Source organism: Streptomyces sp. NPDC093510 (genome assembly GCF_040683555.1).
Classification (GTDB): domain Bacteria; phylum Actinomycetota; class Actinomycetes; order Streptomycetales; family Streptomycetaceae; genus Streptomyces.
The window spans coordinates 471,448-493,146 of the sequence record NZ_JBFBEE010000002.1 but is presented as its reverse complement, the minus strand read 5'-3'; the positions used below and the strand labels follow the sequence as shown (position 1 = coordinate 493,146).

The window sequence follows — 21,699 nt, the reverse complement described above, 5'->3', positions numbered from 1 at the left end:
CTTCCGGTGGTGCTTGTTTCAGCTTGTGCCGTGCGCGGCCGTCAGGGGCGCAGCACCAGCTTGTCGCTCGTGCTCTTCTCGACCGCCTTGTCCGAGAAGGACCACGGCAGGAGTTCGCCCTTGGTCCACTTCTCCGTCTGGTCGGTGTAGTGGTCGTTGTACGCGTGCCCCGACGCGCCGGTGAGGTTGATCCACTTGGACTTGTCGAGGTCCTTGAGGTTCACCACCATCCGCATCGAAGGCACCCAGAGCACGCCGTAGCCGCCCGCCGCGTTCCAGCCGGTCGCGTTGACCGCGGCCTCGCCGCCGCCGAGGTTCCACGGGCCGCGGTTGAGCACGAACTGCAGCCAGCCGGGGCCGTCGGTGCCGAGCGTCTGGTTCTTCAGCGTGAGGCGGTGCAGGCGGCCCCAGCTCCAGGTGTCGATGTCCTTGCCCAGCTTGGCCGTCAGGTCCCAGCGCGCGTCCTCCATGGCCCGCTCGAAGAGCTGGTCGCGGGTCTTGGTCTCCTCGTCGGTGCGGGTCGCCGGCGCCTTCCACCAGTCGTTGGACTCGTCGTCGATGATCCGGCGGATCACTTCGTAGTAGCGGTCGCCGCCGTCCGGCTGGGCCGTGTCGGCATCGCGCTCGCCGCACTCGCGCACCTTCTTGCCCTCGTCGGCGGGGCCGGTGTTGCCGGCCGGCTCGACGCTCAGGCACTGCCCCTTGACGCGCAGCTCCTTGGGGAGCTTGTTCCCGAAGGCCAGCTTGAGGATGTTGCGCCAGACCGAGTTGAAGTACGCGGCGGCCGCCGAGTCGGCGTCCTGGGTGTAGTCCCAGCCCTCGAGGAGCTTCTGTGCCTCACGGACGTACTTGTCCTTGATGTCGATCTTCAGCAGCTTGGGCACGAGCAGCTTGGCGATCTCGCTGCTGTTGTCCATCTGCATGAGGCGCATGTCCTCGGTGGAGATCTTGCCGCCGTTCTTGATCTTCGACTGGATGAGGTCGTCGATCCGCTGGCTGCGCGCTCCGTAGCCCCAGTCCGAGGTGAGCTTGTACGGGTACTTGTCCGAGACCACGGCCTGGTTGGCGGTCACGATGTAGCCGCGCTTGGGGTTGTACTCGTAGGGCAGCGCGTCCTGCGGGATGTAGCCGTTCCAGCGGTAGTCGCGGTCCCAGCCGGGCGCCGGGAGCGAGCCGTCGCCCTTGCCGCGCGTGGGGATCTTGCCGGGCGCCTGGTAGCCGATGTTGCCCTCGGTGTCGGCGTAGATCAGGTTCTGGGACGGCACTTCAAAAGAAGCGGCCGCCTTGCGGAACTCCGTGAAGTTCTTCGCCTTGTTGAGCTCGAAGACGGCGTCCATGGACTTGCCGGGGGCCAGCGCGGTCCAGCGCAGCGCCACTCCGTAGCCGTCGCCCCGGTCGGGGGCCGCGGTGTCGACGTGGGCCTTCTTGCCGACCTTGACCAGCTCGTCGTCGCGGTCGGAGATCAGCGGGCCGTTGTTGGTCTCGCGGACCGTGATCTTCTTCGGCTTGCCGCCCGCGACCCTGATGGTCTCCTCGCGCGAGGTGAACGGGAGCACCTTGCCGTCGAACTGGTAACCGTCCCCGGTGAACTTCTCCAGGTACAGGTCCGTGACGTCGGCGCCGAGGTTCGTCATGCCCCAGGCGATGTCCTTGTTGTGGCCGATGACCACGCCCGGCATGCCGGAGAACGTGTAGCCCGAGACGTCGTACCGGCACTTCTCGGAGACCGACCGGCAGTGCAGGCCCATCTGGTACCAGACGGAGGGCAGCTGCGGCGCCAGGTGCGGGTCGTTCGCGAGGAGCGGCTTGCCGGTGATGGTGTGCTTGCCGGAGACGACCCAGGAGTTCGAGCCGATGCCGTTGCCGTTCGGGCCGAGGATGGCCGGGACCTCGTCCAGGGCGCCGGAGAGGCCGTTGAGCTGCGACTGCAGCCCGTCGGGCGCCTCCGCGCCGCCCGCGAGGCCCGTACCGGCCGCGCCACCGGTCCCGGCGGTCCCGCCGGTGCCCGAGGCGCCTCCGGTGCCTGCCGTGCCGTTGGTGCCACCCGTACCGGCCGTACCGCCCGTGCCGACGGTTCCGCCTGTGCCGGTCCCGGTCTGGGTGTCGGTGGGCGTGGCGTCGGGGTCGTACTCCTCGGTGACGCCGTTGTAGGCGCCCTCGCGGACGATGGGCTTGTTCCGCTTGTACGGGTACTTCGGGTACAGGTCCTTGATCTGCGACGGGCCGAGGCGGCTCGTCATCAGGGAACGGTCGATCTCTTCCTGCATGTTGCCGCGCAGGTCCCAGGCCATGGCCTTCAGCCACGCCACGGAGTCGACGGGGGTCCACTCCTGCGGCTTGTAGTCGTTCTTGAAGCCGAGTGCCGCGTACTCGACGGAGATGTCCTTGCCGTCCTTGCCCGCGAGGTAGGCGTTGACTCCCTTGGCGTACGCCTGGAGGTACTTCTTCGTCTCCGGCGAGAGCTTGGAGTCGTACTCCTTCTTCGCCACCCGGTGCCAGCCGAGCGTGCGCAGGAACTCATCGGTCTTGACCTGGCTCTTCCCGAACATCTCGGAGAGCCGCCCGGAGGTCATATGACGACGGACGTCCATCTCGTAGAAGCGGTCCTGGGCCTGGACGAAGCCCTGGGCCATGAAGAGGTCGGCGTCGGAATCGGCGTAGATCTGCGGGATTCCGTTCCCGTCACGCTTCACCTCGACGTTGCCCGAGAGGCCGTCGAGCTTGATCGTTCCCTTGGTCTGCGGGAAGGAGGCGCGCACGGTGCTGATGCTCCAGTACGCGCCGAAGCCGATGCCTCCGACAATGGCCAGGACCAGGACGATCACGACGAGTCGGGCTCGGCGCCCCTTCTTCTTGCCGGACTTATGACCGGAAGAGGCGTTGGTGTTGGAGGGCATCGCTGTCCTTGCTGTCCTTACGCGAGCGGCAGGGCGGGCTGTGCTGTCGACTTGGGCGGCTCTGGGAGCGCAGGAGCAACCATAGGCGCAGGGCGTTGCGGGTCCGGACGCGGAGTCAGGAACCGGCCCTCCCTGAGATCGAATAGTCATTCGAAGGCGTCAAGGAAGCGTTAACAATTAGGTAAGGTAACGAAGTACTCCTACGTAGTACTCGACTTCTCGGCGGTGCACCCGGCTTCTCGACGGTGTACTCGGCTTCGCGGCGGAAGGAACGGCCCCTGACTGTCCACCACCTCAACCAGCTCCTGCTCGTCTGCTCGCTCGTTCTGCTCGTCGCCGTGGCGGCGGTCCGCATCTCGTCGCGCAGCGGGCTCCCCAGCCTGCTGCTGTACCTGGGCATCGGCGTCGCCATGGGCCAGGACGGCGTCGGCGACGTCCACTTCAACAATGCCGAACTGACGCAGGTCATCGGCTATGCCGCCCTGGTCGTGATCCTCGCCGAGGGCGGCCTCGGCACGAAGTGGAAAGAGGTCAAACCGGCCCTGCCCACGGCCGCCGTGCTCTCGACCGTCGGCGTCGCGGTGAGCGTCGGCGTCACGGCCGCGGGAGCCCACTACCTCGTCGGGCTCGAATGGCGACAGGCGCTGATCATCGGCGCGGTGGTCTCGTCCACGGACGCGGCCGCGGTCTTCTCGGTGCTGCGGAAGGTGCCGCTCCCCTCCCGGCTGACCGGCATCCTGGAAGCGGAGTCGGGGTTCAACGACGCCCCTGTGGTGATCCTCGTCGTGGCGTTCTCCACGGCCGGTCCGGTGGACGACTGGTACGTGCTGATCGGCAAGATCGCCCTGGAGCTGGTCATCGGCGCCGCGATCGGTATCGCGGTCGGCTGGCTCGGCGCCTACGGCCTGCGGCACGTGGCCCTGCCCGCCTCCGGCCTCTACCCCATCGCCGTCATGGCCATCGCCGTCACCGCGTACGCCGCGGGCGCCATGGCCCACGGCAGCGGCTTCCTCGCCGTCTACCTCGCCTCGATGGTCCTCGGCAACGCCAGGCTGCCGCACTGGCCCGCCACCCGCGGCTTCGCCGAAGGGCTCGGCTGGCTCGCGCAGATCGGCATGTTCGTCCTGCTCGGACTGCTTGTCACACCGCACGACCTGCTCGACGACACCTGGCACGCGATCCTCATCGGCCTGGTCCTGACCGTGGTGGCACGCCCCCTGGAGGTCGTGCTCAGCCTGCTGCCGTTCCGCATGTCCTGGCAGGAGAAGGCACTGCTGTCCTGGGCCGGCCTCCGCGGCGCCGTGCCCATCATCCTGGCCACCATCCCCATGGTGAGCGGCGTCAAGGACAGCCAGCGGATCTTCAACATCGTCTTCGTCCTCGTCGTGGTCTACACCCTGATCCAGGGCCCCACGCTGCCCTGGCTGGCCAGGAAACTGCGGCTCGGCGACTCCTCGGAGGCCGCCGACCTCGGCATCGAGTCCGCGCCCCTGGAGCGGCTCCAGGGGCACCTGCTGTCGGTGGACATCCCCAAGGGCTCGCGCATGCACGGCGTCGAGGTGGGCGAGCTGCGGCTGCCCCCTGGCTCCGCGGTCACGCTGGTCGTCCGCGACGGCGAATCGTTCGTGCCGCTGCCGACGACGGTGCTGCGGCGCGGCGACGAGCTCCTGGTGGTGGCGACGGATCCGGTGCGGGACGCGGCCGAGCGGCGGCTGCGCGCGGTCGGGCACGGCGGAAAGCTGGCCGGCTGGCTGGGAACCGACGGAGAAAAGCACCAATCGTAGGTGGCGGAGGTCTCATCGGCTGCAATCACAGGGGCTGATGGGACCTTCCCCTGTACGATAAAGGCACCAGATCGAACCAACTCTGCCTGAAGCAGAGCTGGCGCGACCGTATGGCGGCCGTGGCGCCCTCGCAGTGGAGCCCGGCATCTACCGCAGTTCCGCGCAAGAGGACAGCTCTCGGCGTCGTCGCCCCACCAGGGCGACCGCTACCAGGCGGCAGAAAGGCACGGGCCGTGGCATCCACGGTCACCGAATCCCGCCCGGGCTACGGACAGCTCCTGCGCACCCCTCGCGCATGGACGTTCCTGCTCCCCGGCTTCGCGGCGCGACAGCCGTTCGCGATGCTGACCATCTCCATCGTCCTGCTGGTACAGCACACCACCGGCTCGTACGGTGCCGCGGGCGCCGTCTCGGCCGTCACCGGCGTCTCCATGGCGCTGTTCGCCCCCTTCAGCGGCAAGCTCGCCGACCGGTTCGGGCAGCGCGCCGTCCTGGTGCCCGGCGTCCTCGTCCACACCGCGTCCGTCATCACGCTGACGGTGCTCGCGCTCTCCGACGCCCCCCTGTGGGCGCTCTTCGTGGCCGCCGTGCCCGCGGGCGCCTCGACGCCGCAGATCGGCCCCATGGTGCGGGCCCGCTGGGGCGTCAAACTGCAGGACTCCCCTCTCGCCACCACCGCGGCCGCCTTCGAGTCGGTCACCGACGAGCTGACCTTCGTCCTCGGCCCGCTCGTCGCCACCGCGCTGTGCACCGGTATCTCCCCCTCCGCGGGACTCCTCACGGAGGCCGGGCTCACCCTGGTGGGCGGTCTGCTGTTCGCCGCGCAGAAGAGCACCCAGCCGAAGCCGTCCGCGCACGACGACGCCCACGCGCGCGTGGAGCACGTCTCGGCGCTGCGCATCCCCGGAGTGCGGGTCCTGATCGTCACGTTCCTCGGGATCGGCGCCGTCTTCGGCGGCATGCAGGTCTCGCTGGCCGCCTTCACCGAGTCCATCGGCGAGCCCGGCCTGAACGGCGTCCTGTACGGCACGTTCGCGGCGGGCAACATGCTCTCCGGAGTCGCCTGCGGCGCCATCGCCTGGAAGATCTCGCCGCAGCGCCGGCTCCTCGTCGGGTACGCGGCGCTGACCCTGATGGCCTCCGGACTGTGGGCCGCCCACTCGGTGCTGCTGCTCGCCGGTCTCGGCCTGCTGGTCGGCGTCTGCATCGCGCCCGCGCTGATCACCGGCTACACGCTGGTCGACAAGCTGGTCGCGCCGAGCGGCCGCACGGAGGCCTTCACCTGGCTGACCGGGGCGGTCGCGCTCGGGCAGGCGGCGGCCGTCACGGTCGCCGGACAGCTGGAGGACCGCTTCTGGGACGGGGCCGGATTCCTGGTCCCGCTGGGCGGCACGGCACTGGCCCTGGTGGTCCTCGTGACGCTGCGTTCGCGGCTCGTCCCCAAGCCCTCCGGCCGCACCGTGGCACGTGGCGTCGGTCACCGCGTGCCGGTGACGGTGGACTGATCTCGCGGAATACGTCACTATGGACCGTCGTTAGCACTCATCGAGTGAGAGTGCCAGGAGGAAGCAAGTGCCGACGTACCAGTACCAGTGCACCGAATGCGGCGAGGGCCTCGAGGCGGTGCAGAAGTTCACCGATGACGCCCTGACCGTTTGCCCGAACTGCGACGGACGCCTCAAGAAGGTGTTCTCGGCGGTCGGCATCGTCTTCAAGGGCTCCGGTTTCTACCGCAACGACAGCCGCGGCTCGTCGTCGAGCAGCACTCCGGCGAACGCGTCGTCGAAGTCGTCCTCCGGGTCCACCTCGGACTCGAAGGCTCCGTCTTCTTCGTCTTCTTCGTCGTCCTCCTCCTCGGACTCCAAGTCGTCCGGCTCCTCCTCGACGTCCACGTCGTCGAGCTCCGCCGCGTAGGACTTCCGCACGCTCTTCCGGGTGACCCCGCCGTCCTGCGACGGCGGGGTCGTCGGCGTGTTCCGCCCCCGCTACTGTGCGGGCCATGGTGAACACGGCGAAGGCGAGCGTCGCGCGGGCCGAGATCGGTGTGATCGGCGGCTCCGGTTTCTACTCCTTCCTCGACAACGTGACCGAGACACAGGTCGACACCCCCTACGGAGCCCCGAGCGACTCCCTCTTCCTCGGCGAGGTCGCCGGGCGGAGGGTCGCCTTCCTGCCCCGGCACGGCCGCGGCCACCACCTGCCGCCGCACCGCATCAACTACCGCGCGAACCTGTGGGCGCTGCGCTCCGTCGGCGTACAGCAGGTGCTCGGGCCGTGCGCGGTCGGCGGCCTGCGGCCCGAGTACGGACCGGGCACGCTGCTGGTGCCCGACCAGCTCGTCGACCGCACCCGGACGCGTGCGCAGACGTACTTCGACGGGGCCCCGCTGCCCGACGGGAGCGTGCCGAACGTCGTGCACGTCTCGCTCGCCGACCCCTACTGCCCCGTGGGCCGCGGCGCGGCGCTGAAGGCGGCCCGCGGCCGCGGCTGGGAGCCGGTGGACGGCGGGACGCTCGTCGTGGTCGAGGGGCCGCGCTTCTCGACCCGGGCGGAGTCGCGCTGGTACGCGGAGCAGGGCTGGTCGGTGGTGGGCATGACCGGGCATCCCGAGGCGGCGCTCGCCCGCGAAATGGAGCTCTGCTACACGTCGTTGACGCTGGTCACTGACCTGGACGCGGGCGCGGAGACCGGCGAGGGAGTCTCGCACGACGAGGTCCTGCGGGTGTTCGCCGCCAACGTGGACCGGTTGCGGGGCGTGCTGTTCGACGCGGTGGCGGGGCTGCCGCGGGGGGATGGGGCGCGGGAGTGCCGGTGCGCGGGGGCGCTGGGCGGAATGGACCCCGGAATCCGACTGCCGTGAGGGGGCAATGGGGTTTGTGAGCGGCTGGAAGCTCCCCTTCGGGTGAGGGAGTTGTCCACAACCGGTGAGTAGTCCACCGGGCTCAGCGGGAATCGGCGCGAGCCTGCATCGTGAGAGCGGAAGCCCAGCTCCTCGCACCGCAGGCGGTGGTTGTCGTGACGCACGTACCCCCTCAGACCCAACGGGCAGACGGCTGCCCGGTCCCCCACTTCCCGCCCGTGCAAGTGCGCGGCGGCCATCCGCGGCTGCGCCGGCTGCTGCGGCACAGACGCCGGGCGATGGCCGTGGGGCTCGCGATGACCGCCGCCGCCCTCGCGGCCACGGCACCGGGCGACGCGGGCCGACCGCAGGAGATCGCGTCCGCGGCGGAGCCGGTAGAAGCGGCGGGCGGGGTGGAAGCGGCAGGGACAACCGTGGCGGCGCCCGTGCGGATCGCGGACGCGGACGCGGTGCGGCTGTTGCGTCCCGGCGACCGGGTGGATGTGATCGCCGCCGAGGGGTCGCCCGGTGGCGGCGGGAATCCGCGTGTGGTGGCCGCGGGAGCGCGGGTGACCGAGGTGCCGGGTCCGCGGGATCAGGTGGAAGGGGCCGCCGAAAGCGGTGCGTTGGTGGTGTTCTCCGTCCCGAGGGGGACGGCGGCACGGCTGGCCGGGGCCGGGGCGAGTGCGCGTCTTGCGGTGACCCTGCGATGAAGCGGAACGTTCACGATCGCACTGACAGCCTGTCAAGTAGCTCGTTCGTGCGGGACGATTGGACAGGTCCGCCATGGCCTCACGTAGGTTGCGAAGTTGTTTGTCCAGCAACCCGCACATGCAACGAAAGGCCTCGTGGTGAGCGAGAAGAAGGAACCGGGCGTCTGGGAGGGCTTCAAGGCCTTCCTGATGCGCGGCAATGTCGTCGACCTGGCGGTCGCGGTGGTCATCGGCGCCGCGTTCACGAACATCGTGAACTCGGTGGTCAAGGGTGTCATCAACCCGCTCGTCGGCGCCTTCGGGACGAAGGACCTCGATCACTACAGCTCGTGTCTGAAGGCTCCCTGCAAGGTGAATGCCACGGGCGAGGTCTCCTCGGGCATCCCGATCATGTGGGGCACCGTGCTCAGCGCGGTCCTCAGCTTCGTGATCACCGCGGCCGTCGTGTACTTCCTGATGGTGCTGCCGATGGCCAAGTACCTCGCGAGGGTCGCGGCCAGGCGGGCCGAGAAGGAGGGCACGAAGGAGGTCATGGAGCTCACCGAGCTGGAGGTGCTCAAGGAGATCCGCGACGCCCTGGTGGCGCAGCGTGGCTCCGGGCCCGGCGAGGAGCAGCGCGGGCAGTCGCGCGAGGGTTAGCGCGGGCAGTCGCGCGAGGGTTGGCGCAGGCAGTCGCGGGAGGGTTGGCGCGGGCTCAGAGGTGGTGGGGCGGCTTCTCGTCGAGGAAGCGCGCCAGGTCGGCGGCGCTGTCGCCGCCGGTCTCGGCCCGCTCGCCCCACCCTCGGTCCGTGTCGTCCGAAGACTGCTGCGACAGCGGGTCGTCGAAGACCAGCTTGTTCTTCGCCTTGGGCTTCGGCTCGTCCGGATCGCGCGGTCCGGGGGCGGGGGCGGTGCTCATGCCTCCAGGGTACGTCGGCCGGGGCAGGCCGCTTGGTTCAGACAGCCTTGAGCCCCTGAGCTGCGAAGATCTCCTTGGCGACGGCCACCTGTCCGGGGCTCGGGGAGGGGGTGTCGCGGAGTGTGAAGTCCTTGCCGAGCGCGTCCCACTTCGCCTCGCCCAGCTTGTGGAAGGGCAGCACGTCGACGCGCGAGACGTTGCCGAGCGAGGCGGCGAAGCGGGCGACGCCCTCGATGTTCGCCGGGTCGTCGGTCAGTCCGGGGACGAGCACGAAACGCACCCAGGTCTCCTGGTCGCGGGCGGCCAGGCGCCGGGCGAAGTCGAGGGTGGGCCGCAGGGGGCGCCCTGTGACCTTCCGGTAGGTCTCGGCGTCCCAGGACTTGATGTCGAGCAGGACCAGGTCGACGTCGCGGAGCAGGGCGTCGGTGGCCCGGGTGCCGAGGAAGCCGGACGTGTCGAGGGCGGTGTGCAGGCCCAGCTCGTGCTTGAGGCGGTGCAGGAGTTCACCGGTGAAGACGGGCTGCAGGAGGGGTTCGCCGCCACTGACGGTGGCCCCTCCCCCGGCGGCGGAGATGAACCGCGTGTACTTGGCGGCTTCCGCGATCACGTCGTCGGCCGTGGTCCGCTTGCCGTCGCGCATCCGCCAGGTGTCGGGGTTGTGGCAGTACAGGCAGGTCAGCGGGCACCCGGCGAGGAACGTGACGAAGCGCGACCCGGGCCCGTCGACGCCGGTGGACAGGTCCCAGGAGTGGACCGAGCCGGTGACGGGGCGGTGGGTGGCGGCCGCCGCGGGGGTGAGGACAGTCATGGCAGGATTCCCGGACTTCTCGCGGTGGGCTCAGAGGGAGCCGTGGAAGGTGCGGTTGATCACGTCGAGCTGCTGGTCGCGGGTGAGGCGGATGAAGTTGACCGCGTATCCGGAGACCCGGATGGTCAGCTGCGGGTAGTTCTCCGGGTGCGCCATGGCGTCCTCCAGGGTCGCCTTGGCGAGCACGTTGACGTTCATGTGGAAGCCGCCGCTCGCCATGAAGCCGTCCAGGACTCCGGCGAGGTTCGCGACCTGCTCCTCAGGGGTGCGGCCGAGCGCGTCCGGCGTGATGGTGTTGGTCAGCGAGATGCCGTCCTCGGCGTCGTCGTAGGGCAGCTTGGCGACCGACATGGCCGAGGCGATGTAGCCGTGTTCGTCACGGCCGTTCATCGGGTTGGCGCCGGGGGCGAACGGTGTGCCGGCGCGGCGGCCGTCGGGGGTGTTGCCGGTCTTCTTGCCGTAGACGACGTTCGAGGTGATGGTCAGCACCGACTGGGTGTGCACGGCGTCGCGGTAGGTGGGGTGCTTGCGGACCTTCGCCATGAAGTCGTGCACGATGCGCCGGGCGATGTCGTCGGCCCGGTCGTCGTTGTTGCCGTAGGCGGGGTAGTGGCCCTCGATCTCGTAGTCGACGGCGAGACCCGTCTCGTCACGGATGACCTTGACCCTGGCGTGCTTGATCGCCGAGAGCGAGTCGGCGGCGACCGAGAGGCCCGCGATGCCGCACGCCATGGTGCGCAGGATCTCCTGGTCGTGGAGCGCCATCTCGATGCGCTCGTAGGCGTACTTGTCGTGCATGTAGTGGATGACGTTGAGCGCGTGGACGTACGTCTTGGCGAGCCAGTCGAGCATCGCGTCGTACTGCCGCACGACGGTCGTGTAGTCCAGGTAGTCGCCCTCGATGGGGGCGAAGCCCTGGACGACGGTCTTGCCGGACTTCTCGTCGCGGCCGCCGTTGATCGCGTAGAGGAGTGCCTTGGCGACGTTCACGCGGGCGCCGAAGAACTGCATCTGCTTGCCGACGGCCATCGCGGAGACGCAGCAGGCGATCGCGGTGTCGTCGCCGTACTTGGGGCGCATCAGCTCGTCGGACTCGAACTGGATGGCGGAGGTGTCGATGGCGACCCTGGCGGCGAACTCCTTGAAGCCCTGGGGCAGTCGCTGCGACCAGAAGACCGTGAGGTTCGGCTCGGGGGCCGGGCCGAGGTTGTAGAGGGTCTGCAGGGCGCGGAAGGTGGTGCGCGAGACGAGCGGGCGGCCGTCCTCGCCGATGCCGGCCATCGACCAGGTGACCCAGGTCGGGTCACCGGAGTAGAGCTCGTTGTACTCGGGGGTGCGCAGGAAGCGGACGATGCGGAGCTTGATGACGAAGTCGTCGATGAACTCCTGGGCCTCGGTCTCGGTGATGCGGCCGGCCTCGATGTCGCGCTGCAGGTAGATGTCGAGGAAGTTGTCGATGCGGCCGATCGACATGGCCGCGCCGTTCTGCTCCTTCACGGCGGCGAGGTAGGCGAAGTACAGCCACTGGACGGCCTCGCGCCCGGTGGTGGCGGGCTGCGAGATGTCGTAGCCGTACGACATCGCCATGGCCTTCAGTTCCTTGAGGGCCTTGATCTGCTCGGAGATCTCCTCGCGGCCGCGGATGACGTCCTCGGTGGCCCACTGTTCGCCGAGGGCGGCCTTGTCGTCCTCCTTCGCGGCGATGAGGCGGTCGACGCCGTAGAGGGCGACGCGGCGGTAGTCGCCGATGATGCGGCCGCGGCCGTAGGCGTCGGGCAGGCCGGTGATGATGCCGGAGGAGCGGCAGGCGCGGATCTCGGGGGTGTAGGCGTCGAAGACGGCTTCGTTGTGGGTCTTGCGCAGGTGCGTGTAGATGTCCCGGACCTCGGGGTCGGCCCCGTGGCCGTAGGCGTTGAGTGCGCCCTCGACCATGCGCCAGCCCCCGTTGGGCATGATGGCGCGCTTGAGCGGGGCGTCGGTCTGCAGGCCGACGATGAGGTCCTTGTGGTCGGCGGCGGTGCCGTCGATGTAGCCGGGCCTGAAGGCGTCGATGCGGCTGGGGGTCTTCACGTCCACGTCGTAAATGCCGCGTTCGATCTCGGTAGGGAACATCGAGAGGAGCTTCTGCCAGACCTGGGTGGTGCGTTCGGTCGGGCCGCTCAGGAAGGAGCAGTCCCCTTCGTAAGGCGTGTAGTTCTGCTGCACGAAGTCGCGGACGTCGACGGCGTCCCGCCACAGGCCGCCCTTGAAGCCGTCCCAGGCCTCGCCGTTCACTGTCGTCTCCGCAGGAGTGGCAGTCATGACCCGCACCTTCCGTCTCGCTTCTTCGCTACGACTCCATTCCACTCCTGTTGCATGGCTCAGGGACTCAGCAATGGTCCTCGCTCGCGGACCGATGGTCCCCTTTTGCGGCGACCGGCAGCCCACAAATCCCCTCTGACCTGGTGTTTCAGGTGGGACTTTGGACCCAAGTTCGCTTGTGAACGCATTCACAAGAAATTCCCGCCCGTCCCGTGGTACGGGTCGACCGGGAAATGCGGACGGGCGTCCTGGGCGTGGGCGTCAGCTCGGCGACTCCGCGCCCTTGCGGGCGTAGAACCACCAGGCGACCGCGATACAGCTGACGTAGAAGGCCACGAAGCCCCACATCGCGCCGGTGACCGAGAAGTTGGCGAACATCGCGGGGATGAAGAAGAAGCCGTATGCCGCGATGGCGGAGGTGAACCCGGTGACGGCTCCCGCTTCCATCTCCGACTGCTTCAGAGCCTTCGCGTACTCGGGCGTGCCTTCGGTCAGGCCCTTCAGGTGCTGGTTGCGGAAGATCACCGGGATCTGGCGGAACGTGGAGCCGTTGCCGATGCCCGAGAAGAAGAACGCGAGCAGGAAGCAGCCGAAGAAGCCCCAGAAGTTGCCGTTGTCGCCGCCGGAGGGAAGGAAGTTGATGACCCCGATGATCGAGAGCGCCATGCCGACGAACGAGATGATGGTGACCCTCGCGCCACCGATCTTGTCGGCGATCCAGCCGCCGGCCCAGCGGGCGAGCGCGCCCACGGCCGGTCCCATCCAGGCGTACGTGGCCGCGGAGTAGGCCGCGTCGATCGGGGTGAACGTGGTCTTGATGAGCATCGGCAGGGCTGCGGCGAAGCCGATGAAGGAGCCGAACGTGCCGACGTAGAGCCAGGTCATCAGCCAGGTGTGCTTCCGCCTGAAGATGATCTTCTGCTGGCTGAAGGGGGTGGAGGCGACCTTGAGGTCGTTCTGGCCGAACCACGCGACGGCGGCCAGGATCACCAGGACCGGCACCCACAGGAACGCGGCGTTCTGCAACCAGACCGCTGTGCCGTCGGCCTTGTGCTGGGCGGAGCCGACCGCGACGACCGAGCTGGTGATGACGATGGGGGTGAGCAGCTGGACGACGGAGACGCCGAGGTTGCCGAGGCCGCCGTTGATGCCGGTCGCGTTGCCCTTGTCCTTCTTGGGGAAGAAGAAGCCGATGTTGGCGAGCGACGAGGCGAAGTTGGCGCCGCCGACGCCGCAGAGGGCCGCGATGGCGATCATCACGCCGTACGACGTGTCGGGGTTCTGGACCGCGATGCCGAGCCAGATCAGCGGGATGACCAGGACGACGGTGGAGAGGGCGGTGAAGCGGCGCTGGCCGGTCATCGGGCCGAGGAAGGTGTAGAAGATCCGGGCCGTGCCGCCCGTCAGGCCGGGGACCGCCGTCAGCCAGAACAGCTGGGAGGTGGAGAAGCCGAAGCCGACGTCCTCGAGGTTGGTGGCGGTGACCGACCACACCTGCCAGACGACGAAGGCGACCAGAAGGGCGGGGACCGCGATCCACAGGTTGCGGACGGCGACCTTCTTGCCCGTGGACTGCCAGAAGAGTTCGTTCTCCGGCTCCCAGTCGGTGATGGTCTTGCCGGGTCGGTACTGCGCGGGGTCGTACGACGTGCCCGTGGGCGCGGTCTGCGCTGCTTGGGCGGTGGTCGATGCTGCTCGGGCGGCAGGCGATCTCATGTTGGTTCCCAGTTCCCTCAGGGTCCCGGCTTTGCTACGGGGCCTGACGTCTCCACGATCCGCCGCGCGGGCCGACGTCGGCAGAGGCGTAGGGCACCTGCCGACCAGGCCAAAGAGCGGGGAGGTGCCAGGACTTCGGGCCTCGTGCGCTGCGGCGCCCGGGTGGCCCCGCCGCGCCGCTCGGGTGGCCCCGCCGTGGCGCTCGGCGCCGGAACCGGGTTGGGCGTACCCGTTCTGCTGTTGTGGAAGCATGACGTCCACTTCTGCCTCTCCCCCGCCCCGCCCCGGGCCCTCCGGACCTGCCGGACCCACCGGACCTGCCGGACCCACCGCCCATCCGAAGCCGCTGCGTCCGCTCCTCGCCCGCGGGCGGGACGAGGAGCACCGCGCCGCGACACCGCTCGAGCTCTTCTTCGACCTGTGCTTCGTCGTGGCGGTCGCGCAGGCCGGTGCCGAGCTGGTGCACGCGGTGGCCGAGGGGCACACGGGCGAGGGTGTCCTCAACTACGCGATGGTCTTCTTCGCGATGTTCTGGGCGTGGGTCAACTTCTCGTGGTTCGCGTCGGCGTACGACAACGACGACGTGCTGTACCGCGTGGTCACGCTGGTCCAGATCGCGGGTGTGCTCGTCTTCGCCGCCGGGGTCTCCAAGGCCTTCGAGGAGCACGACTTCCTCCTGGTCTGGCTCGGCTACCTGATCATGCGGATCGCGCTCGCCTCACAGTGGCTGCGCGTCGCCAGGGCGGCGACGGGCGCCGAGCGCGGAACGGCCCTGCGGTACGCGATCGGTGTGCTGCTGTGCCAGGTCGGCTGGTCGGGGCTGCTGTTCCTGCCGAAGGACGCCCGGCCCTGGCTGTTCCTCGCCATGGCGGTCGCGGAGATGTGCGTACCGGTGATCGCGGAGCGCGCGTACACGACGGCCTGGCACCCGCACCACATCTCCGAGCGGTACGGCCTGTTCACCATCATCGTGCTCGGCGAGACCATCGCGGCGGCGACCGTGGCCGTGAAGTCGGGCATCGAGGAGAACGACGCGCTCGACGAGCTGCTGCCCATCGCCGCGGGCGGTCTCCTCATCGTCTTCGCCGCGTGGTGGATCTACTTCGTGGTGCCCATCCACGGGCGCCTGGCCGGCAACCGGCAGGCGTTCCTGTGGGGTTACGGCCACTACGTCATCCTCGGCTCGGCCGCGGCGATCGGCGCCGGGATCGAGGTGGCGGTCGAACAGGCCGTCGGCAAGGCACACATCTCGACGTGGGCGGCGTCCGCGGCGGTGACCGTGCCGACGGCGCTCTACCTGTTCACCGTATGGGCGCTGCACTCCCGTTACTACAAGGTGGGGGCGGCGCAGCAACTGGTGCTTCCGGTAAGCGCGTTGGCGGTCCTCGCGAGTACGTTCGCGGGGCGCTGGGCGGTTCTCGTGGCGGGGATCGTGACGGCGGTGACGGTCGCGACGGGAGTGACGCTCACGGCCCGTACGGCGCGGCGGGGGTGACGCTCACCACGCGGATGGGGCGGTGCTCATGGGAGGTGGGGCGTGGTACGCATCGGGCATGACTACTGACTCCCTGACGGATGTCGCGGGCCTCCGCGTCGGCCATGCCACACGGGCCGGCGACGGGTGGCTCACCGGGACCACCGTGGTTCTCGCACCGGAGGGCGGGGCCGTCGCCGCCGTGGACGTGCGCGGCGGCGGGCCCGGCACCCGGGAGACGGACGCCCTCGACCCGCGCAACCTGGTGCAGCGCGTCGAGGCCGTCGTCCTCACCGGCGGCAGTGCGTACGGGCTGGACGCCGCGTCCGGGGTGATGGCCTGGCTGGAGGAGCAGGGCAGGGGCGTGCGGGTCGGGCCGGACCCCTCCCACGTCGTCCCCGTCGTGCCCGCCGCCTGCGTCTTCGACCTGGGCCGGGGCGGCGACTTCACGGCCCGGCCCGACGCGGCGACCGGCCGGGCCGCCGTCGAGGACGCCGCGCGCGCCGAGCCGTTCGCCCCGGTCGCGCAGGGCAACGTCGGCGCGGGCACCGGCGCGGTGGTCGGCAGGTTCAAGGGCGGTGTCGGGAGCGCGAGCGTGCGTCTGGAGTCGGGGGTCACGGTCGCCGCGCTGGTCGTCGCGAACGCCGCGGGGTCGGGGGTCGATCCGGCGACGGGGGCGCTGTACGGGCGGTACTTCGAGGGGCAGCAGGTGCGTTACCCGGCGCCAGAGGTCCACGAGGAGGCGAAGCGTCGCCTTGCCGACGCCGCCGCCGAGAACGGCCCGCCGCCGCTGAACACCACTCTCGCCGTGGTCGCGACCGACGCCGAACTCACCAAGGCGCAGGCGCAGAAGCTGGCCGGTACGTCGCACGACGGCATGGCGCGTGCGGTGCGGCCCGTCCACCTCCTCAACGACGGCGACACGGTCTTCGCCCTGGCCACCGGGGAACACGCCCTCGCCGCGGAGAACCCCCTCGCCCTCAACGAGATCCTCGCCGCGGGCGCCGACCTGGTGACCGAGGCGATCACGCGGGCGATGCTGGCGGCCGACTCGGTCCGGACGCCGGGCGGCACCTTCCCCGCCTACCTCGACCTCTACAACAAATAGTCCATACAGCTCAGAAGAGGCCAAAACGCCTGCGGCGCACGGCCGTTGGGCTCACCGAGTGTGCCCACACTCACACTGTCCGGACGGAACCTCTCCGCGCACAGGTCGCTCTTAACTCGTACTGGATCAGAACACGTAACTGGATCAGAACACGTACTTGGAGCAGCCCGTGACAAGGTCGGTCATAGTCAACCCCCGGCGCCGTGCCCTGCTGGCCGCCACCGCGCTCGCCGCCGTGGGCGCGCTGACCCTCACTGCCTGCGGCGGGGACGCCGACGCCAAGGACGACAAGAAGGGCGGCACCTCGGCGGCCAAGGGCGCCGACATCACCATCTCGTCCAAGGACGGCGCAACCGACGCCTCGATCAACGCCACCGGCGTCAAGGTCAAGGGCGGCAAGCTGACCAGCGTGAAGATGACGTCGGTGACGTCCGGCGCCGCGGTCGAGGGCACCATCAGCGGCGACGGTTCCAGCTGGAAGCCCAAGGCACAGCTGGAGCGCGGCACGAAGTACAAGGTGACCGCCAACGCCAAGGACGCCAAGGGCAACGCGGCGACGGAGAACGCGACGTTCACCACCGTCTCCACGGCCAACAGCTTCATCGGCAGCTACACGCCCGACGGCGGCAGCACGGTCGGCGTCGGCATGCCGGTCTCCTTCAACTTCGACAAGGCGATCACGGAGAAGAAGGACGTCCAGTCCAACATCACGGTCACGTCGAGCAGCGGCCAGAAGGTCGTCGGCCACTGGTTCGGCAACCAGCGCCTGGACTTCCGGCCCGAGGAGTACTGGAAGGCCGGCTCCAAGGTCACCATGAAGATCAACCTGGACGGCGTGAAGGGCGGGAACGGCATCACCGGCGTGCAGCACAAGACGGTCACCTTCACCGTCGGCCGCGCGCAGGTCTCCACCGTCGACGTGCAGGCCAAGAAGATGACGGTCGAGCGGGACGGCAAGGTCATCAAGACCGTCCCGATCTCCGCGGGCAGCCCGTCGAACCCGACGTACAACGGCAAGATGGTGATCTCGGAGAAGTTCACCCAGACCCGGATGAACGGTGACACGGTCGGCTTCGGCGGCGAGTACGACATCAAGGACGTACCGCACGCCATGCGGCTGTCCACGTCGGGCACCTTCATCCACGGCAACTACTGGGGCTCGCCGTCGATCTTCGGCAGCGCCAACACCAGCCACGGCTGTGTCGGCCTCCAGGACGCGCGCGGCGCGGGCGACCCGAACACCCAGGGCGCCTGGTTCTACAACAACTCCCTGATCGGCGACGTCGTGTCGGTCACCGGTTCTCCCGACAAGACCATCTCCCCGGACAACGGCCTCAACGGCTGGAACATGTCGTGGAGCGAGTGGACGGCGGGCAGCGCGACCTGACACGCGCCCAGGCGCCCACGCACCCGGACGCCCTCACCCCCTCAACTGAGCGAGCCACGTGGGAACTTCCCGCGTGGCTCGCGCGTTTTCCTGTTCCCGGGCATGATGTCGGACCCAGGGGCTACGGTATGCACTCACCAGGTGACATGTAGCAACGCCGGGAGTAAGCCTTGAGCGTTCCGTACGACACTGCGTACGAGCCACCCGAGTCGCCCGAGCCACACTCTCCGGAGGAGCACCTCGAGCGACTCCTCGGCCGCGCCCTGAACTCCTTCGACCTGCCGGACGAGGTGCTGGCCCGTCTCGGCTCGGCGCTGGCCCACGACAGTTCCCTGCACTCCGCGCACCACAGTTCGGGGCTGCACCGCGAGACGTACAGACATACCTGGCTGCTCGCCGACGCGTCTGTGCTCACCCTCTGGGAGCTCGTCCACAACACCGCACCGGGCAGCGCCCCGACCCATGAGGTCTACGCAGACGAGGAGGAGGCGGGCGTCGCCACCTCACGTCTGCCGCTGCCGCCCGACCCGCCCGCGTGCGGTCGGCCCGTGGTGCTCCAGCTCCCGGCCGACTCCGAGCCCCGGCACGCGTACGTTCCCGACGACTCCGCGGACCACGCGCGCCGGCTCCTGCGCCGCGCGGAGAACCCCGACGGCGACCGGCCGGACAAGAGCGTCGAGCGGCTGCTGCGCGCGGCGTTCGCGCACCAGATCACCCAGGCCTTCGGCCGCCCCTGCCTGTCCGGGGAGATACGCATGTGCTTCGCGCTCTACGAGCACGCGTTCCTGCTCTTCGACGGCGGCGAGGTCAGCCTGTGGGAGGTCGAGCACACGCTCACGCCCGACGGACGGCACATGTGCGAGGTGTACGACACGGAGGAGGCGGCCCGCGCCGCGATGGAGCGCAGGGCCCGTGACTGGACGGCACGCGGCCACGACAGCCGGACCAACCGGACCAACCGGGCGAGTGGAACCAACCGAACCAACCGCAACAGCCCGACGCAGGGCTGAAGGAGCCGGAGCCGGGACGCCGCGTGGCTCAGGAGCGGCCCTCGCCGAACTGTCGTACGAGACCGGCGAAGGCGGCCCGCTCGTCCGCCGTGAGTTCCACGGTCTCCGCACGCGGCGGGCCCGGCTGGGCCGAGATGACGCCTCCCCCGCTCGCCCGAAGCCGAGAGCCGGGGGAAGCACCGAGCGGCCGGCTCTGCCGCCACGCCTCCGCGTCGAAGCGGTCCTTGCGCATCACCCGCACCAGGCCGACGGCCCAGACGACGGTCGCCACGGCGAGCACGGACACGCCTATCTGCTGAACGATCGAGACATCCCGGAGCATGCGGCCCAGTAGACAACAGGGCCGGGCTCTTCCGACAGGGGGTAATGGGACTTAGGTCCCGAAGTGACGCAAGTCGCACACTCCGCCTCAGACCGCCGTTGCGGACTCCTTGATGTCAGCCGCCGCACCCGCCCCGGCCTTCTCCTCCGCCCCGGCCTTTTCCTCCGCCGCTGCCTTCTCCTCCGCCGCCCGCGCCTCGCCGGGTGGCGCCTTCCTGGCCCCCTTGAGCAGGACGACCACGACCGTCGTCACGCAGACGCCGGCGGCGATCGCGACCAGGTACAGCAGCGGCTGGCCGATCAGCGGGACCACGAACACACCGCCGTGCGGCGCGCGCAGGGTGCAGTCGAAGGCCATCGAGAGGGCGCCGGTGACCGCGCCGCCCGCCATGGAGGCGGGGATGACGCGCAGCGGGTCGGCCGCCGCGAACGGGATCGCACCCTCGGTGATGAAGGAGGCGCCGAGGAACCAGGCCGCCTTGCCGTTCTCCCGCTCGGTCTTGGTGAAGAGGCGTCCGCGGACCGTCGTGGCGAGCGCCATGGCGAGCGGCGGGACCATGCCCGCGGCCATCACGGCGGCCATGACCTTGAGGCTTCCGTCGGTCGGGTGGGCGAGGCCGCCGACCGCGAAGGCGTAGGCCACCTTGTTCAGCGGGCCGCCGAGGTCGAAGCACATCATCAGGCCGAGGATGACGCCGAGGATGATCGCGTTGGCCCCGGAGAGGCCCTCCAGCCAGTCGGTCAGCGCGCTCTGCAGCGAGGCGATGGGCTTGCCGACGACGAGGAACATCAGGAAGCCGACCACCGCCGAGGAGATCAGCGGGATCACCACGACCGGCATGATGCCGCGCAGCACGGCCGGGATGCGCACCCGCTGGATGCCCATGACGACGGCGCCCGCGAGCAGGCCGGCGGCCAGGCCGCCGAGGAAGCCCGCGTTGATGGTGACGGCGACCGAGCCGCCGACGAAGCCGGGGACGAGACCGGGGCGGTCGGCCATTCCGTAGGCGATGTAGCCCGCGAGGACCGGGACCAGGAAGGCGAAGGCCAGCCCGCCGATCTGGAAGAGCAGCGCGGCCCAGCTGGTGTGGTCCGTCCAGACGAAGTGCTCGGCGACGGACGGGGCCTTGTCGATCTTCCAGCCGCCGATGGCGAACCCGAGGGCGATCAGGAGGCCGCCCGCGGCGACGAAGGGGACCATGTAACTGACGCCGGACATCAGCCACTTGCGGAGCTTGGTGGCGTAGCCGTCGCCGCTGTCGCCCGTGGTGTCGACGGGGCTGGTTCCGGAGGTGGGGCCGCCGGTGGGGGCGGACGTCTCGCCGCGTGCGGCCTTCTCCCGTACTTCCGCGATGAGTTCGGCGGGGCGGTTGATGCCCGCCTTCACTCCCACGTCGACGGTGGGCTTCCCGGCGAAGCGGTCCTTGTCCCGCACGGGGACGTCGTGCGCGAAGACGACGCCGTCCGCGGCGGCGACCACCGCGGGGTCGAGGCGGGCGAAACCGGCCGACCCCTGCGTCTCGACCGTGATCTCCACACCGGCGTCGCGGGCCGCGTTCTCCAGGGACTCCGCGGCCATGTACGTGTGGGCGATACCGGTGGGGCAGGAGGTGACGGCGACGATGCGGAAGGGTTCCTCGGCGCCGGTATCGGCGCCGGAGCCATCGCCGGTCTCGGGGGCGGTCTCGGGGGCGGTCCCGGTGCCGGTCCCGGTGCCGGTGCTGGTGCCGATGCCGGTCCCGATGCCGGTCCCGATGCCGGTGCCGGTCCCGATGCCGGTGCCGGTCTCGGGGGCGGCCGCCGGGCCGGTCTCCTCGGCGGCGGCAGCGTCACCGCTGATCAGTGCCGCCGCCTCCGCGGCCGAACGCGCCGACCGCAGCGCGGTCGTGAACTCCGCGTCCATCAGCTGCCGTGCCAGCGACGACAGGATCGTCAGATGGGCGTCGTCCGCGCCCGCCGGGGCCGCGATCAGGAAGATCAGGTCGGCGGGGCCGTCCGGCGCGCCGAAGTCGATGCCGCGTGCCGAGCGGCCGAAGGCGAGGGTCGGCTCGGTGACGTGCGCGCTGCGGCAGTGCGGGATGCCGATGCCGCCGTCCAGGCCGGTCGGCATCTGCGCCTCGCGGGCCGCGACATCGGCCAGGAACCCGTCCAGGTCGCTCACGCGCCCGAGCGCCACCATGCGTTCGGCGAGGGAGCGGGCCGCGGCTTCCTTGGTTTCGGCGGACTGGTCGAGTTCGAGGTCGACCAGGTCCGCGGTGATCATCTCGGTCATCGCGGGCTCCTTCGCACGCGTATCGCCCGTACCGCTCGGTGGGCGGGAGCTGCTGGGGGGACGGGGGCAGCTGATGGGGTGGGGACAGCCAGGGGGGCGGGGGAAGCTGGGGGGACGGGGGCAGCTGATGGGGTGGGGACAGCCGGGGGGACGGGGGCTGTTGAGAGGGGT

Annotated in this window: 17 protein-coding genes; 10 read left to right on the top strand and 7 right to left on the bottom strand. The window is 69.8% G+C overall.

Annotated elements, in window-relative coordinates; all coding sequences use genetic code 11:
* Positions 1–41: 41 nt before the first annotated feature.
* Positions 42–2,897, bottom strand: coding sequence for a penicillin acylase family protein (locus tag AB0N81_RS04565; protein WP_365355585.1), 2,856 nt, complete (start codon positions 2,895–2,897; stop codon positions 42–44).
* 245 nt (positions 2,898–3,142) lie between these two features.
* On the opposite strand from AB0N81_RS04565, the gene AB0N81_RS04560 reads away from it, so the two are divergent.
* The 6 genes from AB0N81_RS04560 (at position 3,143) to mscL (ending at position 8,872) form a co-directional block, all read left to right on the top strand.
* On the top strand, positions 3,143–4,681 hold the full coding sequence (locus tag AB0N81_RS04560; RefSeq protein ID WP_365355583.1) for a potassium/proton antiporter: 1,539 nt from the start codon (positions 3,143–3,145) through the stop codon (positions 4,679–4,681).
* 233 nt (positions 4,682–4,914) lie between these two features.
* The gene (locus AB0N81_RS04555; RefSeq protein ID WP_365355582.1) at positions 4,915–6,186 is read left to right on the top strand and encodes an MFS transporter; all 1,272 of its coding nucleotides are present in this window, start codon (positions 4,915–4,917) and stop codon (positions 6,184–6,186) included.
* 67 nt (positions 6,187–6,253) lie between these two features.
* Positions 6,254–6,595 (top strand): FmdB family zinc ribbon protein, encoded by a 342-nt coding sequence (locus AB0N81_RS04550; protein WP_365355581.1) that lies wholly within the window; start codon positions 6,254–6,256, stop codon positions 6,593–6,595.
* Positions 6,596–6,680: 85 nt separating this feature from the next.
* Positions 6,681–7,541: an S-methyl-5'-thioadenosine phosphorylase gene (locus AB0N81_RS04545; RefSeq protein WP_365355580.1), complete on the top strand. Its 861-nt coding sequence runs from the start codon at positions 6,681–6,683 to the stop codon at positions 7,539–7,541.
* Positions 7,542–7,759: 218 nt separating this feature from the next.
* On the top strand, positions 7,760–8,233 hold the full coding sequence (locus AB0N81_RS04540) for an RcpC/CpaB family pilus assembly protein (RefSeq protein ID WP_365355578.1): 474 nt from the start codon (positions 7,760–7,762) through the stop codon (positions 8,231–8,233).
* Between the two features lie 135 nt (positions 8,234–8,368).
* On the top strand, positions 8,369–8,872 hold the full coding sequence (gene mscL / locus AB0N81_RS04535) for a large conductance mechanosensitive channel protein MscL (RefSeq protein ID WP_365355576.1): 504 nt from the start codon (positions 8,369–8,371) through the stop codon (positions 8,870–8,872).
* 55 nt (positions 8,873–8,927) lie between these two features.
* On the opposite strand, the gene AB0N81_RS04530 is transcribed toward mscL, so the two are convergent.
* The 4 genes from AB0N81_RS04530 to AB0N81_RS04515 form a co-directional block, all read right to left on the bottom strand.
* Entirely contained in the window at positions 8,928–9,131 is a 204-nt protein-coding gene (locus tag AB0N81_RS04530; protein ID WP_365355574.1) for a hypothetical protein, read from the bottom strand.
* A gap of 37 nt (positions 9,132–9,168) precedes the next feature.
* The gene (pflA, locus tag AB0N81_RS04525) at positions 9,169–9,939 is read right to left on the bottom strand and encodes a pyruvate formate-lyase-activating protein (RefSeq protein WP_365355573.1); all 771 of its coding nucleotides are present in this window, start codon (positions 9,937–9,939) and stop codon (positions 9,169–9,171) included.
* A gap of 30 nt (positions 9,940–9,969) precedes the next feature.
* On the bottom strand, positions 9,970–12,240 hold the full coding sequence (pflB, locus tag AB0N81_RS04520) for a formate C-acetyltransferase (protein ID WP_365355571.1): 2,271 nt from the start codon (positions 12,238–12,240) through the stop codon (positions 9,970–9,972).
* Between the two features lie 261 nt (positions 12,241–12,501).
* Entirely contained in the window at positions 12,502–13,956 is a 1,455-nt protein-coding gene (locus AB0N81_RS04515; RefSeq protein ID WP_365355570.1) for a NarK family nitrate/nitrite MFS transporter, read from the bottom strand.
* Between the two features lie 250 nt (positions 13,957–14,206).
* On the opposite strand from AB0N81_RS04515, the gene AB0N81_RS04510 reads away from it, so the two are divergent.
* The 4 genes from AB0N81_RS04510 to AB0N81_RS04495 all read left to right on the top strand — a co-directional run bounded on the left by AB0N81_RS04510 (position 14,207) and on the right by AB0N81_RS04495 (position 18,935).
* Positions 14,207–15,451, top strand: a complete 1,245-nt coding sequence (locus AB0N81_RS04510; protein WP_365355568.1) for a low temperature requirement protein A — start codon at positions 14,207–14,209, stop codon at positions 15,449–15,451.
* Positions 15,452–15,509: 58 nt separating this feature from the next.
* Entirely contained in the window at positions 15,510–16,538 is a 1,029-nt protein-coding gene (locus AB0N81_RS04505; protein ID WP_365355566.1) for a P1 family peptidase, read from the top strand.
* A gap of 169 nt (positions 16,539–16,707) precedes the next feature.
* Entirely contained in the window at positions 16,708–17,925 is a 1,218-nt protein-coding gene (locus AB0N81_RS04500; RefSeq protein WP_365355564.1) for an Ig-like domain-containing protein, read from the top strand.
* Positions 17,926–18,095: 170 nt separating this feature from the next.
* A complete protein-coding gene (locus AB0N81_RS04495) occupies positions 18,096–18,935 on the top strand; it encodes a DUF6227 family protein (protein WP_365355563.1) in 840 nt (279 codons plus the stop codon).
* A gap of 28 nt (positions 18,936–18,963) precedes the next feature.
* Here the strand turns inward: AB0N81_RS04495 and AB0N81_RS04490 are convergent, their stop codons facing one another.
* Positions 18,964–19,257 carry a hypothetical protein gene (locus AB0N81_RS04490; RefSeq protein WP_365355562.1) on the bottom strand — a complete coding sequence of 98 codons (294 nt, stop codon included), beginning with the start codon at positions 19,255–19,257 and terminating at the stop codon, positions 18,964–18,966.
* Between the two features lie 87 nt (positions 19,258–19,344).
* Complete coding sequence (locus AB0N81_RS04485) at positions 19,345–21,528, bottom strand: fructose-specific PTS transporter subunit EIIC (protein WP_365355560.1); 2,184 nt, start codon at positions 21,526–21,528, stop codon at positions 19,345–19,347.
* Positions 21,529–21,699: the final 171 nt, after the last annotated feature.